The sequence below is a fragment of the Arthrobacter sp. YC-RL1 genome (assembly GCF_001454985.1).
Lineage (GTDB): Bacteria > Actinomycetota > Actinomycetes > Actinomycetales > Micrococcaceae > Glutamicibacter > Glutamicibacter soli.
On sequence record NZ_CP013297.1, the window covers coordinates 3,049,147 to 3,063,096 of the forward strand.

Sequence of the window (13,950 nt, forward strand, 5' to 3'; positions counted from 1 at the left end):
CTCACAGCCAATGCTTGAATCCCACATGGGTCGGGTCGAATCCCAGCCGCCCATAGAATCGATGTGCTGCTTTCCTTGATTGGTTGCTTGTCAGCTGGACGAATTTCGCGCCGCGGCGTTCTCCTTCGGCGATAGCCCACCGGATCATCCAGGTTCCCAGGCCTTTGCCGCGCAGTTGATCGGCGACCCGCACTTCCTCAAGCTGGAGCCGGCTTGCGCCGCCCCGGGAAAGCCCCGGAAGGATTGTGAGCTGCATGGTGCCAACCACGCGGCCCTGCGCATCCTCGATGACCACGAGCAGATGCGCAGGATCCGAATCTATGGCATAGAACGCTGCCAGATGTCGGTCACCGGCGCCTGTCTTGCGTTTCGGTTCGCCTTCGCGAAACTCATCATTCTGCACCAATTCGAGAATGGGATCGATATCCTCGACCCGGGCGCGCCGAAGCGCGTACTTCTGCCCGTCGACTTCCACGATGTCCATGTTCATGGCACACATTCTGCCACCGACGACGAAACCACGATGCTTCACACCCTGCTCAGCGACTACGACAAGGCCCTGTATCTTCTAGCCGGGCCGCGGCCGGAAGCAGATTAGCAACCGGCCGTGCATCAGGTTTTCAATGCAGAGGTTGCCCGGCTAGGGCTTGCCGGTAATCAAATCCGCCATGCGGGCAATCGGCGAGGTGGTGCCGCGCCCGTCCAACTCGCTGCGGTCGGCCCAGCCGTACGCGGCGTACAGTCCCTTGGTGGCGATCCAGCGCAGTGGTTCCGGCTCCCACTGGCGCACGCGATGGTTGACCCACGGAAGCTCGGTCAGCTCGGTGGGTTCGCCCAGCACCAGGTCGCGCAGGGTGCGCCCGGAAAGGTTGGTGGTGGCCACGCCGGTGCCGACGTAGCCTCCGGCCCAGCCAAGGCCGGTGGCCGGATCCAGGCCCACGGTGGCCGCCCAGTCGCGCGGCACCCCGAGGACACCTGACCAGGCATGATCGACGCGGGCGGAGGCGGTCTGCGGGAACATCCGGTGCAGCACCTCGGTCAGCCCGTCGACGGTGACCTGCGGCGTCTGGCCGTCGGTGTCCGTGCGCGAGCCGAACTTGTACGGCACCCCGCGCCCGCCGATGGCGATGCGGTCATCCGCGGTGCGCTGGGCATACATGTAGACGTGGGCGAAGTCGCCGAGCACCTCGCCCTGGCTCCAGTTCAGCTCATCCCAGATGCCCTGGCTCAGCGGCTCGGTGGCGATCATCGAGGAGTTCATCGGCAGCCACAGGCGCTTATGGCCCTTGATGCCGGAGGTGAAGCCCTCGGTGGCACGCAGGATGAATTCAGCATTGAGCGTTCCACCCTCGAATTCCAGCTGGCGCGGGCGGATGGTGGAGACGTGGGTGTTTTCGTAGATCGTGACGCCGAGCTGTTCGACCACCTCGGCCAGGGCCTTGACCAGCTTCGCCGGCTGGATGCGCGCTGCATGCGGGTGCCACAGCGCCGCCCGGGTTCCGGCGACGTTGATTTTCGCGGAGGCCTCGGAAGCTTCAAGGAGCTTGGTGTCCGTGTGCGCCCACTGGGCTTCGGCTTTCGCGTGCGAGCGCAGGCGGTGTTCCTGGGGCGGGGTGTAGGCGACCTCGTATTCGCCGCCCTGCTGGATATCCGCGTCGATGCCTTCGGCTTCGCAGACGGCGATGACCTCTGCGACGGTGCGGTTCATGGCGTCCTGGAAGGCCTCGGCCGCGCTGCGGCCGTGGCTCTTCACATAGCGTTCGCGGCCGCCGGTGACGGTGTTGGTCAGCCAGCCGCCGTTGCGCCCCGAGGCGCCGTAGCCTACGTGGCGCGATTCGACCACGGTGATCTTCAGCCCCGGCTGCGCCTTGGCCAGGTAGTAGGCGGTCCACAGTCCGGTGAATCCAGCGCCCACGATCGCCACATCGGCGGTGTGGTGGCCGGTAAGGGTAGGGCGAGGATCGGGCAGACCGATGTGCTCCCACCAATGGGAGACGTGACCGTTGATCATCAGAATCCTTCACTGCCGCATCGCAAAATGAACGTGCTTCACTTTGAGGGTTCAGGATTCACCCTATGATCCAGGCAACAGCCTGACAAGAGCTTGGCGCAAAATAACCGGAGGTTACTCGGAGAGCTCGACCTTCGCACCGGGCGCCGGAGCGCTGACAGCCAGCGTGGCCACGCCCACCTCGTCGCCCAGCTGGGCCCGCACCTGCTCGGCATGCTCGGCATCGCGCACCAGCAGAGCCAGTGTCGGGCCGGAGCCGGAGACCATGGCCCGCAGCGCGCCGGCACCTTCGGCCAAGTCGCGCACGGTGCCCAGCTCCGGGGCCAGGGCCAGGGAGGCCTGCGTCAGGTCGTTGACGAGCACCTGGGAAAGGGCCTGCGCGTCCGAGTGCATGAGCGCCTCGATGACGTCTGGATCCACCTCCTGCGGCACCGCGATTTCCTGCCCGCTGCGCAGCCGGTCGAGCATGGCGTAGACGCGCGGGGTGGACAGCCCGTAGCTGGCGGGAATCAGGACCCACTCGGTCTTGGCGCGGGTGAGCAGCGGGGCGAGCTTGTCGCCGATGCCCAGGCCGATGGCCGCGCCGCCCATCAGGGCGAAGGGCACGTCCGCGCCCAGCCGAGCTCCGAGGCGGCCCAGTTCCTCGCGGTCCAGGCCGGTCTGCCACAGCTCGTTGCAGGCCACCAGCGTCGCGGCCGCATCCGCGGAACCGCCGCCCATGCCGCCGGCGATGGGCACCCGCTTGGTGATATGCAGGTTCGCGCCGAGGGTGCAGCCGGTGTGCTCGCGCAGCAGCTGCGCGGCCTTGTACACCAGGTTGTGCTCGCCCAGCGGGAAGTTCTCCGGGTCTGAAACCACCGCGGAACCAGGTTCAAGGCTCAGCTGCAGTTCGTTATCCTCGCGCAGCGTCGCTTCGATCTGCTCCAGCAGAGACACCGCGACATACAGGCTGGCGACCTCGTGGTAGCCGTCTTCGCGGGGCGGGCCGACACGGAAATAGACATTGATCTTGCCCGGCGCAGTGGCAATAACTCGCTGTTTGGCCATGCCTAGGACTCTGGCTTCGGTTCGGTCGGGACCTGCTCGGCGGCGCGGGCGATTGCGATGAACCCGTCGATATCCAGCTTCTCGCCGCGTTCCTTCGGGTCGATGCCCGCCAGCGTGAGGATCTGCTCGGCGCGCATGCCGGACCCTGCCCAGCCGGAGAGCGCTGCGCGCAGGGTCTTGCGGCGTTGGGCGAAGGCGGCGTCGATGATCGCGAAGACCTGCTTGCGGTCCGGCGCATCGCTGCGGTCCTTGTCGCGGGTGAACCCGACCAGGCCTGAATGGATCTTGGGGGCCGGCCAGAAGACGTTCATGCCGATGACCCCAGCCTTGCGCATGGTTCCGTACCAGGCGCCCTTGACCGACGGCACGCCGTAGATCTTGCTGCCCGGGCTCGCGCTCATGCGGTCGGCCACCTCATCCTGGACCATCACCAGACCGTGGCGGATCGAGGGGAAGTGCTCCAGCAGGTGCAGCACCACGGGAACCGCGACGTTGTAGGGGAGGTTTGCCACCAGCGCGGTGGGCTCCCCGGGAAGCTCGGTGACCTTCATGGCATCCGAGAGGATCACCGTCAGGTCCTTTTCGCGGCCCGGACGGAACTCGGCCATGGTCTGCGGCAGGCGCTTGGCCAGCGGCGGATCGATCTCCACGGCGACCACCTTGGCGGCGGCGTCCATGATGCCCAGGGTCAGCGAACCGAGCCCCGGCCCGACCTCCAGCACGGTTTCCTCCGGGGAGAGGTTGGCGGCCGCCACGATGCGACGGATGGTGTTCCCATCGATCACGAAGTTCTGGCCCAGGGTCTTGGTGGGCCGGATCCCCAGCTCATCGGCCAGGCGACGGATTTCGGTGGCCCCAAGCAGCGGCAAAGATTCCTTAGACATCACGTTCTCAATTCTAGTTCAGCCTGAGTCGGGCGCGGAAAAAGCGCAACGCGCCGGTTCGCTGAACCGGCGCGTTGCGCTCAATGAAGTGTCCGGGGCGGTGCTTAGCGCAGGCCCAGCTTGGACGAGCAGGCTGGCCAGTGGCCCCAGCCGCCGCTGGCACGCAGCTTCTCGGCTGCGGCAACCTGCTCGGCAGGAGTTGCCTGGTGCGGCAGCGGCGCGTACTTGGTGCCGCCCACTGCACGCCACGAGGAAGCCGAGAACTGCAGGCCGCCGTAGTAGCCGTTGCCGGTGTTGATCGACCAGTTGCCGCCGGACTCGCACTTGGCCAGTGCCGCCCAGGTCGAGGAGACGCTGCCGGACGGGGCCTTGGTGGACTTGGAAGAGGATTCCTTCTTCTCTTCCTTCTTTTCTTCCTTGGTGCCGACCTTGACGACCTCGGCAACAGGCTTCTTGGTGACCTTGGCCTTCAGGACTTCTTCCTCGCCCTTCTTGCCGTTGCGGGTCTCCTGGCGCAGGGTCAGCTCGCGCTCGCCCTTTTCGCCCTTGGTTTCCACCTTGGTCTTGCCCTTGGCCAGATTCTTGTCCTTGACCTTCTCGGTCTCGAAGGCGATGTCGCGGGTCTCATCCCAGGTCTTGATGCTGACCTTGATGACCTCGATCTGCTGGCCGTCGGCGATCTTGGTGCTGGTCTCGACGTCTTTCTCGGTGTCCTTCTTGACCTTGACGTTGACCTCGTCGTCGTTGCCCAGGGAGACGTTTTCCTCGGCGAGCAGTTCCTTGACGGTCTGCGCGGTGGTCGAAACCTCGGTCTTCTTCTTGTCCACCTGCAGGGTGACTGCCTTCGGGGTGATGATCTCGATGTCGCTGGCGACTGCGGCCAGGTTCTGCGATTCATCCATGGAGATCTCGGCGCCCTTTTCCAGGTCGAGCTCCTCGACCAGATCGGCGACGGTCATGCCGGTGGTGTGCACCACGCGTTCGGTGCCGTCCAGGTTGACCTGGACCGACTTGTTGCGCTTGATCTCGATGTTCTGTGCGTCGACCACCGGGGCGTCGGTTGCCACGGAGATCTCGTCGCGCTCATCCAGGGTGATGTCCTGCTGCTCGAGCACGGAGGCTACGGTGGCGGCGCGGGTGGTAACCACCTTGCTCTCGCCATCCACGGAGATGGTGATTGATTTCTGGCCGGCGATATAGAAAACGGTGCCGGCAATCACCAGGGCCACGGCGAGCGCCTGGACCAGGTATTTAGCCCAGCGGTTCTTGAGCAAGTGAGTCACGGTAGTGAGATCCCCATCGTTTGTAGGCCGGGCTCCGGAAGGTGCCCCGGAAATGCTGTCCGGCCCGGCGGCTTGGCCGCCTGTCTATCATTCAGTTTCTGCGCCGTGTTTCCCAAGCTGTGGAACCAGGATCAGGCTGCGCGTCAACCAGCCGCCCTGTAATTGGGCGCCGTCGTGCAACACATCTGCATCTACCGTAACCGAATTGTTATATTTCAAGCAACAGTCATATGGCCATCGACACATTCGACGGGTCTAAAATGCCCCGTACACCTCGCGGGTATTCGCCTCCAGCTGCGCGCAGAATTCCGCCAGCTGGGCGCCGCGGGTTTCGGCCATGAAACGCACCGTGTACGGGATCATGTAGCTGGCGTTGGGACGCCCCCGGAAGGGGTGCGGGGTGAGGAACGGCGCGTCAGTTTCCACCAGCAGCAACTCGGGTTCGGCAAGGCTCAATGCCTCGCGCAGCTCGTGCGAGTTCTTGAAGGTGACGGTCCCGGCGAAGGACATGTACCAGCCGTTCTCGTTGCAGATCCGCGCCAGCTCGGCGCCGCCGGAGAAGCAGTGGAAGACCACACGCTCGGGCAGGGTCGAATCCTTCAGGATCCGCACCACATCGTCGTGTGCGTCACGGTCGTGGATTTGCAGGGCCTTTTTCTGCTCCACGGCGATGCGCAGATGCTCGCGGAAAGAGTATTCCTGGGCGCCGTACCCTTCTTCGCCGGTGCGGAAGTAGTCAAGTCCGGTCTCCCCGATGGCGCGCACCCGCTCGTCGGCGGCCAGCTGCTCGATCCGGGCGATTGCCCCATCCAGGGCACCGTGTTCGGCCAGCCGCGCCGCATCGTTGGGATGGATGGCCACGGCGGCCAGCACGTTGGGGAAATCGTTGGCCGCCTTGACGGCGTATTCGGAGGACTCGACGTCGCAGCCGACCTGGATCAGGCCCTTGACCCCCACGGCCGCCGCGGCGGCCAGCGCGTCGGCGGCTTCGACCCGGACCTCTCCGTCCAGGAAGTCCATGTGCGTGTGGTTGTCCACCACCGCCACCGGCAGCGGGTCTGGCGCTTCGGGATACCGCAGGTTGCGCTTCGATCCGCCCTTTTCATTGGTCCCGGAGCGGCCCCGCTCCCCGTCCTCGGCCGCAGCCTGCTGGGCGTCGGGGCGGTAGGCCGTGGGGATGCCGGCGTAGATATCGCCGGAGTTCGTCGCTTCGTTCTTTGCTGGCACCGCTGGTCCTTCACATCCGCTGGTCTTCCGGGCGCTGGGCCCACCAGTCATTCTCTCACCCCGCCCGCGCGCAGGTGAAGCCGACGGGGCCGGATTCGGGCAATTAGAGTCTGTTACTGGATAAAAGAACCCCATACGATATGTGCAACAGCTATCAGGATTCGACTGTCCGCAACGACCTTGCGGACAGGCTGAACCCGTCAGGAGGATGCGCATGAGCGCAAACCCAACGTTGCCTTCGCTCGACTCGTCGTTCAGGCACAATTGCCAGCGCGTCCTCGAAGCGGTGCAAACCGTCATCACCGGCAAACCCGAAGCGGTCACCAACGCCCTGGTGGTGCTGCTGGCCCAGGGCCACCTGCTGGTGGAGGACGTGCCGGGGGTCGGCAAGACCATGCTGGCCAAGTCCCTGGCGCGCAGCGTGGACGGTTCGGTGCACCGCATCCAGTTCACCCCGGACCTGCTGCCCAGCGACGTCACCGGCGTCTCCGTGTATTCCCCGCAGACCCACGAGTTCACCTTCCACCCGGGCCCCATCTTCGCGAACATCGTCATTGCCGACGAGATCAACCGCGCCAACGCCAAAACCCAGTCCGCGCTGCTCGAATGCATGGAGGAGCAGCAGGTGACCGTGGATTCCATCACCCACCCGTTGCAGCGCCCGTTCATGGTGGTCGCCACCCAGAACCCCATCGACTCCGAAGGCACCTTCGCGCTGCCCGAGGCCCAGCGCGACAGGTTCATGGGCAGGATTTCCATGGGCTACCCGCGGCGGGACGACGAGCTGGCGATGCTCGGCAGCCACCACCGGGACGAGCCGCTGCAGTCGCTGGCTCCGGTGCTGCAGCTGGAGGAGCTGGTCCGGATGATCGAGCAGGTCAAGCTCGTCACGGTCACCGACCGGCTGAGCGCCTACGTGGTGGATCTGGGGCGCGCCTCGCGCGAGCACCCGCAGGTGCAGCTGGGCGCTTCGCCGCGCGCGCTGCTGCAGTGGGTGCGCGCCGCCAAGTCCCACGCCGCGATCTCCGGGCGGGACCACGTGCTGCCCGAGGACGTGCGCGCGGTGGCGGAAATGGTGCTCAGCCACCGGCTGATCCTCACCCGCCGGGCCTTGGCCGACGGGGTGGAACCGACGGCCGTCGTGCAGCAACTGCTGGCCAGCACGCCGGTCGGCTAGGCGGTGAGCCCATGGACAAGCCCCAGCGCTTCGACTCGCGCAACGCCCTGTCCTGGACGCGCTCCGAGCCGGGCCCCGAAGCCCTGCGCCGGTGGCATCTGGACCTGTTCACCCCGCGCGGCTGGTACACCCTGGGGGCCGGGGCGGGGCTGATCGCCCTGGCCTATGTCCTGGGGCGCCACGAGCTCATGGCCCTGGGCGTCGGGCTGGCCGCGCTGGCAATTGCCAGCTGGCTGCTCGTCCTGCGCGCCCGGCGCACCACCAGCCTGCGCCGGGCGCTGCACTCCCCCGCGGCCACCGTGGCGGAGCCCGCGCTGGTCACCCTCGAATGCCCTGACGAGGTGCGCATCCGCGAAACCCTGCCCGAAGAATTCGGCCCCGGACCCGAGCTGGAGGGCCCCGGCGCGGTCGACTACGAGCTGGTGTTCCGCTCGCGCGGCGTCCACCTGCTGGGCCCGGCCCGGCAGGTGATCTCCGATCCGCTGGGATTGATCCGCGGCATGGTGTCCATCGGGCAGCCGCAGCCGGTGCCGGTGCGCGCCCAGATCCACCCGCTGGCGCGTTTCGCCTCGCTGGGTGAACGCATGCTCACCGGCGACGCCCGGTTCTCCCGCAGCACCACCGCCGACTACTACGACGTGGCCACGCGCGACTACCAGCAGGGAGATTCGATCCGCCAGGTGCACTGGAAGGCCACCGCGCGCCACGGGAAACTCATGGTGCGCCAGGAGAACCACGTGGCCACCGCCCAGGCGCTGATGGTGCTTGACCGCACCGCGGAGCATTGGCAATCCGGCGGTGCTGACCTGCGGATCGGCATCCCCCAAGGCCTGGGCCCGGAACTGTCCAGCAGCCGCCGCTTCGAGAACGCGCTGTCGCTGGCCTGCAGCATCGGCCAGCGCTACGCGGACAGCGGCTACCAGCTGTTGTTCCGGGACCTGGACGGCAGCCCGCTGGTGGGCGGGGAATCCCTGCGGCTTTCCGAGCATGCCGCGCGCTGTAGCTTCGAGGACTTCCACCTGGCCAGCGCCGAACTCGGTCCGTTGCCCGCCGCACCGGGCCAGCACCAGGCCCAGGACCTGATCGGAGCGAATCTGCACCGCGAGCTGCTCTCGATGCGCGAAGAACCGGTGATCATGATTCTCGGCCAGGTGAGCCTCGACCAGGCCGCCGCCTTGGCGGCCCTGTCCCGCACGGTGCGCCACGTGGAGCTGTTCCTGCTGGCCGCCCATCCCGAACGCTACGCGCAGGTCCAGCAGCTGATGGCCCGCACCGGATGGAACATCCACCTGCTGCACGGCAATAGTTCCCTGGACGACGCGCGAGGTGTCTCATGAGCGCAACCCTGCACGACTCCCCCGCCCTCCCGGCCCCGGACCCCGAATCCCGGCGGCCGGGGCCCGCCGCGCCGATGACCCACAACCTGCTGGCCCGCACGTCGGCAGCGCTCTGCCTGGCCGTGGCGGTGCTCGCCGGATTCGCCTCGTTGACCGGCGTGGTGGAAGGCCGGGCGTGGTTCCCGGCGCTGGTGCTGCCGGTGCTGGCCATCCACCTCAGCGCAGGGGTGCTGCGCGGAATCACCGGGCTGCGCTGGGTCGCCTACCCGGTCGCCATGCTGGTGGCGCTGGTCGCCCTGGTCCAGCACGAAGCCATGCTGTCCACCGGGTACACGCTCACCGGATTCCAGTGGTTCAACGCGGTGCTCTCCGAGGCGGCTCTGCAGCTGTCCACCCAGGTGCCGCCGGTGGCCTACTCGCGCTACGTGGCCTTCGCCATCCTGGTCTGCGCGGTGGAGATCAGCCTGCTCATCGAGCTGCTGGCAAGCTTCCGCAAGGTCGCGTTGCTGGTGATCGCCCCGCTGTGCTTCGCCCCGGTGATCGCCTCGCTGTTCAAGCAGGAAGGCGCCGGCATCTGGAACCTGGCGCTGCTGCTCGCTGCGGTGCTGGGCTACACGGCCCTGCTGCCCTACCTGTTCCGCGGCGGCCAGCCGCCGGCCCATCCGAAATTCCCTGCCCCGCGGCAGCTCGGATTCCTCGGGGCCACCGCGCTGGTCTGCATTGCGGCGATGCTGGCTGCCGGCTTCTGGATGCCGGGCTTCCGCAAGGGCATGTTCCCGGAAGGCATCCGCCCCTCCGGAGACCTGCTGGCCAGCAACGTCGATCCGCTGCTGACCCTGGGCCGGGACCTGCGCGCCAACAACGGCAGCACCGTGCTCAGCTACTACACCAGCTCGGACAAGGCCCCGTACCTGCGCACCTCGGTCATCGAGGACCTGTCGCAGGCCCGCTGGGAACCCAACGAGGCGCTGCCCAAGGACACCTACTTCGGCAACACCGCCATGCAGGAGGACTTCACCACCTTCAACGCCAACGAACAGGTGGCAAGGCTTGAATGGGCCAACGGCATCTCCTCCCCGGTGCTGCCGCTGCCGAACCGCAGCTACTTCGTGGAGGGCATCGTCGGCAACTGGAACTGGGTCCCCGAATCCTCGGTGGCCCGGCTCAGCGGCGATGCGGTAGCGGCGACCGGGGATGTTTCGGTGGCGTACTCGGAATTGGACCTCAGCCCGCAGATGGCCCGCAATCTGGGCTTCTTCGGCGGGGTGCGGCAGGACGAGCCCGGCGAGGTCTACCGCCAGCTGCCCGAGGACCCGGAAAATACGCTGCGCACCTCCCTGGACGGCGCCCTGGACGAGGCCTACAAGGATGCCGACTCGACCGGCAGCGACTTCGAGAAGGCCGTGGCGATCCAGGATTTCCTGCGCTCGCGCAAGTTCGTGTACTCGGAGCGCACCCCGCTGCGCGAAGGCTATGACGGCGCGAACAAGCGTGTGGTCGAAGCCTTCCTTGAACGCCGGCAGGGATACTGCGTGCACTTCGCCTCCGCCATGGCCCTGATGGCCAGGGAGGCGGGGATCCCCTCGCGGATCGCGGTGGGCTACGCGCCGGGCAAGGCCAACGGCAAGACCGTTCAGGTCGGCAAGGACACCGCCGAAAGCGAGCTGGAGTCGAGGCTGGAGCCGGGCACCAAGCTGACCGGGTATTCGGTCACCGGCCAGCAGTCGCATTCCTGGCCCGAGCTCTACCTCCAGGGGCTGGGCTGGGTGCCCTTCGAGCCGACCCCTGGCCAGGGCCAGCCGCCGAGCTACGCCCCGCAGGAAACCAGCACCGCCGGGCCTGCGGAATTCGGCGACGAGGAGGTCCCCACGGACCGCGCCACCCAGCGCCCCTCGGAATCGACCGAGGCCAGCGCCCCGGCCGCCGCGCCGCAGGCGGCTACGGGAGAACCCGCCAACGGCTGGTGGGCGCTGGCGCTGCTGGCCGTCGTGGTCGGCGGGGCGCTCTCGCTGGCCCCGCTGCGGCGCCGGCACCTGGCCAGGCAGCGCCAGATGCTGATCGCCGCCGGCGGCGAACCCGCGGCCGAGGCGCTGTGGGTGGAGTTGCAGGCCATCGGCGCCGATGCCGGACGGCGGGCCGGGGAGCAGGAATCGGTCAGCGACTACACCCGCAGGCTCGGGGACGATTTCACCGGGCTCGATGCCGAACTGCGGCGGCTGGAAACTGCCATCCAGGCCAGCTTCTACGCCTCCCGGCATCCGGAACCCGGTGCCGCAAAGCAGCTGGTTTCCGACCTGCAGTCGGTGCGCGCGCAGTTGCACCTGTCCCTGCCGCTGCGCGCCCGGCTGGCCGCAGCGCTCTTCCCCGCGTCCCTGCGGACGGCGAGGCTGCGGCGGCTTGACGATTCCCGGGCCGCCCGGAGCACGGCGAGCTAGGACGGTTTAAAGCAGCCGACGGGCGGCCCCGCAAGGGGACCGCCCGTCGGCGTTCTACCGGTACCGCCTACTTGGCCGCGTACGGATCAGCGATGCCGATGTACTGCACGGTGGTGTACTCGGCCAGGCCCTCGGCGCCGCCTTCGCGGCCGAGGCCCGACTGCTTCACGCCGCCGAACGGCGCCGCGGCGTTGGAGATGACGCCGGCGTTGAAGCCGACCAGGCCGAACTCGATCTGCTCTGCCACGCGGAACAGGCGGTTGAAGTCCTTGGAGTAGATGTAGGACGCCAGGCCGTACTCCGAAGCGTTGGCCAGCTTGATGGCGTGCTCCTCGGAGGTGAAGGTGGTCACCGGTGCCACCGGGCCGAAGATTTCCTGGCCCAGGATCTCGGCATCGTTGGCTACGTTGGCCAGCACGGTCGGCTGGTAGAAGTAGCCCGGGCCCTCGACCGGCGCGCCGCCGACGATGGCGGTGGCGCCGTTGGAAACGGCTGCCTCAACCAGTGCGTGGACCTCGTCGCGGGCCTTTTCCTCGACCAGCGGGCCGACGGTGGAGTCGGCCTCGGTGCCGCGCCCCGGCTTCAGCGCCTTCATGGCGGCGGCGAACTTGGCGGTGAATTCCTCGGCCACGTCCTGGTGCACCAGGAAGCGGTTGGCAGCGGTGCAGGCCTCGCCCATGTTGCGCATCTTGGCGGCCATGGCGCCCTCGACTGCAGCGTCCAGGTCGGCGTCTTCGAAGACGATGAACGGCGCGTTGCCGCCCAGTTCCATCGAGGTGCGCAGCACCTTGTCCGCGGCGTCCTTCATCAGCTGCTTACCCACCGGGGTGGAGCCGGTGAAGGACACCTTGCGCAGGCGGTCGTCCTGCATCAGCGGGCCGGAGATCTTCGAGGCCGAAGCGCCGGAGACCACGTTCAGCACGCCTGCCGGCAGGCCGGCTTCCATCATGGTGGCGGCGAACAGCTGGCTGGTCAGCGGGGTCAGCTTGGCTGGCTTGAGCACCATGGTGCAGCCTGCGGCAACTGCCGGGCCGACCTTGCGGGTGGCCATGGCCAGCGGGAAGTTCCATGGGGTGATCAGCAGGCACGGGCCGACAGGCTTGTGCTGGACCAGGACCTTGTTCTTGCCCTCAGGGGTGGTGATGTAGCGGCCGTAGTGGCGCACGGTCTCTTCGGAGAACCAGCGCAGGAACTCGGCGCCGTAGGTGACCTCGCCGTAGGCCTCGGCCAGCGGCTTGCCCATTTCCAGGCTCATCAGCAGCGCGAAGTCGTCCTTGCGCTCGGTGACCAGGTCGAAGGCGCGGCGCAGGATCTCGGCGCGTTCGCGTGGAGCGGTCAGGGCCCATTCGGCCTGTACTGCATCGGCGGCGTCAAGGGCGGCCATGGCGTCTTCGCTGGTGGCGCTGGCCAGGGTCAGCAGCTTCTGTCCGGTGGCCGGGTCGAGCACGTCAAAGGTGCCGCCATCCGAGGCATCGCGCCATTCGCCGTTGATCAAAAGGCCGGTTGGCACCTTGGCGAGCAACTCGGCTTCGCGCTGAGCAGTAATCGACATACGCACATCTCCTGAAACTCTAAATGAAGCTAATCTTCGTTGATCCCAACGCTATTCTCGGCACGCTGGCGCTGTAAATCGCCCGTTGCACTACGAAAGCGCAGATTCATTGTGCATTCAGCCTACGCCAAGACGCCTATATTTCACTTTCCTTACGTTCAGCCAAGACTGCCTCGTATAGGTCTCGTTTTTTCACGCCGTGCTGCTCCGCCACGTCCGCGACTGCCTGCTTCATCCGGGTCCCGCCGTCGACCAGTTCCGCGACCTTGGGCAGCAGGTCCTCGATGGAGGCCGCTTCCGGTTCAGGAGCCCCAGACACCACCACCACGATTTCACCGCGAAGCCCTTCCAACGCCCAACGGTGCAGTTCACCCAGGCTGTCGCGGCGGACTTCCTCGAACTTCTTGGTCAGCTCGCGGGCCACGGCCGCCTGCCGGTCGGCGCCGAAGGCCTCGATCGCCGCTTCCAGGAAATCTGCGACGCGGTGCGGGGCTTCGAAGAACACCATGGTGCGTTCCTCGTGCAGCAGCGCGTCCAGGCGCTTGCGGCGTTCGCCGGCCTTGCGCGGCAAGAAGCCCTCGAAGGTGAAGCGGCCGGTCGGCAAGCCCGACAAGGCCAGCGCGGTGAGCACCGCTGACGGGCCGGGCACCGCGGTGACGCGGATTCCCTCGTCCAGGGCGGCGGCCACCAACGGGTAGCCGGGATCCGAGACAGCGGGCATGCCGGCGTCCGAGACCACCAGGATGGTGGCTCCGGTTTTGGCCAGCTCCAGCACCTCGGAGAGCTTGTGGGCCTCGTTGTGCTCATGCAAGCTCATGACCCGGGCGTTGATCTTCAGCCCCAGCGCGTTGGCCAGGTGGTGGAAGTTCCTGGTGTCTTCCGCAGCGATGATATCTGCGCTCACCATGATTTCCTTCAGGCGCGGTGACGCGTCGGACAAATTGCCAATGGGGGTGGCTCCCAGGACGATGACGCCCTCATTCTCTGAGTTCTGCAC

General features: G+C 67.0%; 11 protein-coding genes. 3 read left to right on the top strand and 8 right to left on the bottom strand.

All coding sequences use genetic code 11. The features are described from left to right. Nucleotide 1: 1 nt before the first annotated feature. The 6 genes from ATC04_RS18925 to ATC04_RS14145 all read right to left on the bottom strand — a co-directional run bounded on the left by ATC04_RS18925 (nucleotide 2) and on the right by ATC04_RS14145 (nucleotide 6,416). On the bottom strand, nucleotides 2-490 hold the full coding sequence (locus ATC04_RS18925) for a GNAT family N-acetyltransferase (RefSeq protein ID WP_231735987.1): 489 nt from the start codon (nucleotides 488-490) through the stop codon (nucleotides 2-4). A gap of 150 nt (nucleotides 491-640) precedes the next feature. Beyond that, nucleotides 641-2,011, bottom strand: coding sequence for an FAD-binding oxidoreductase (locus ATC04_RS14125; RefSeq protein ID WP_047118470.1), 1,371 nt, complete (start codon nucleotides 2,009-2,011; stop codon nucleotides 641-643). A gap of 114 nt (nucleotides 2,012-2,125) precedes the next feature. Next, nucleotides 2,126-3,058: a 4-(cytidine 5'-diphospho)-2-C-methyl-D-erythritol kinase gene (locus ATC04_RS14130; protein ID WP_047118469.1), complete on the bottom strand. Its 933-nt coding sequence runs from the start codon at nucleotides 3,056-3,058 to the stop codon at nucleotides 2,126-2,128. Nucleotides 3,059-3,060: 2 nt separating this feature from the next. Continuing rightward, complete coding sequence (gene rsmA / locus ATC04_RS14135) at nucleotides 3,061-3,942, bottom strand: 16S rRNA (adenine(1518)-N(6)/adenine(1519)-N(6))-dimethyltransferase RsmA (protein ID WP_047118468.1); 882 nt, start codon at nucleotides 3,940-3,942, stop codon at nucleotides 3,061-3,063. 104 nt (nucleotides 3,943-4,046) lie between these two features. Continuing rightward, complete coding sequence (locus ATC04_RS20040) at nucleotides 4,047-5,225, bottom strand: resuscitation-promoting factor (RefSeq protein WP_047118467.1); 1,179 nt, start codon at nucleotides 5,223-5,225, stop codon at nucleotides 4,047-4,049. 255 nt (nucleotides 5,226-5,480) lie between these two features. After that, on the bottom strand, nucleotides 5,481-6,416 hold the full coding sequence (locus ATC04_RS14145) for a TatD family hydrolase (protein WP_047118623.1): 936 nt from the start codon (nucleotides 6,414-6,416) through the stop codon (nucleotides 5,481-5,483). 250 nt (nucleotides 6,417-6,666) lie between these two features. Here ATC04_RS14145 and ATC04_RS14150 point away from each other — a divergent pair, with 250 nt between their 5' ends. The 3 genes from ATC04_RS14150 to ATC04_RS14160 are packed head-to-tail and all read left to right on the top strand — an operon-like array spanning nucleotide 6,667 to nucleotide 11,401. Beyond that, entirely contained in the window at nucleotides 6,667-7,629 is a 963-nt protein-coding gene (locus tag ATC04_RS14150) for a MoxR family ATPase (RefSeq protein WP_052772273.1), read from the top strand. 11 nt (nucleotides 7,630-7,640) lie between these two features. Continuing rightward, a complete protein-coding gene (locus ATC04_RS14155; RefSeq protein ID WP_047118465.1) occupies nucleotides 7,641-8,966 on the top strand; it encodes a DUF58 domain-containing protein in 1,326 nt (441 codons plus the stop codon). Continuing rightward, nucleotides 8,963-11,401: a DUF3488 and transglutaminase-like domain-containing protein gene (locus tag ATC04_RS14160; protein WP_047118464.1), complete on the top strand. Its 2,439-nt coding sequence runs from the start codon at nucleotides 8,963-8,965 to the stop codon at nucleotides 11,399-11,401. The genes ATC04_RS14155 and ATC04_RS14160 overlap by 4 nt, the downstream gene beginning before the upstream one ends. 67 nt (nucleotides 11,402-11,468) lie before the next feature. On the opposite strand, the gene ATC04_RS14165 is transcribed toward ATC04_RS14160, so the two are convergent. Together ATC04_RS14165 and rsmI are read right to left on the bottom strand one after the other, a co-directional pair. Further along, nucleotides 11,469-12,953: an NAD-dependent succinate-semialdehyde dehydrogenase gene (locus ATC04_RS14165; RefSeq protein ID WP_047118463.1), complete on the bottom strand. Its 1,485-nt coding sequence runs from the start codon at nucleotides 12,951-12,953 to the stop codon at nucleotides 11,469-11,471. A 136-nt stretch (nucleotides 12,954-13,089) separates the two neighbouring features. Beyond that, on the bottom strand, nucleotides 13,090-13,950 hold the full coding sequence (rsmI, locus tag ATC04_RS14170; RefSeq protein WP_231735988.1) for a 16S rRNA (cytidine(1402)-2'-O)-methyltransferase: 861 nt from the start codon (nucleotides 13,948-13,950) through the stop codon (nucleotides 13,090-13,092).